General features: G+C 64.7%; 1 protein-coding gene. It reads right to left on the minus strand.

Going from position 1 to position 238, the window contains the following annotated elements; translation table 11 throughout:
- A partial coding sequence (locus FNJ47_RS48840) for an ABC transporter substrate-binding protein (protein ID WP_236000649.1) occupies positions 1-238 on the minus strand: 238 nt, incomplete at both ends.

A 238-nucleotide genomic window follows, 5' to 3' on the forward strand; every position in this document is an offset into this window, starting at 1 on the left:
CTGGCCCGAGCCGGACGCCGAGGTCTGAATCTTGACCGTCAGCTTCTTGTTCGGACCGAAGCCCGCCTCCTGCATCAGCTTCTGCGCAGCCGGCTTGTCGTATTTGATCTGGAAGGTCGGGTTGCCGAACCATGGGCTCGACGGGTCGACCTGGCCCTTGGCCGGCTTCGCCAGTCCATTCATCAGTCCAACGACCGCGTCGCGGTCGATCGCGAGGTTGAGCGCCTTGCGCAGGCGG

This window comes from Bradyrhizobium uaiense (assembly GCF_010811875.1).
GTDB classification, from domain to species: domain Bacteria; phylum Pseudomonadota; class Alphaproteobacteria; order Rhizobiales; family Xanthobacteraceae; genus Bradyrhizobium; species Bradyrhizobium uaiense.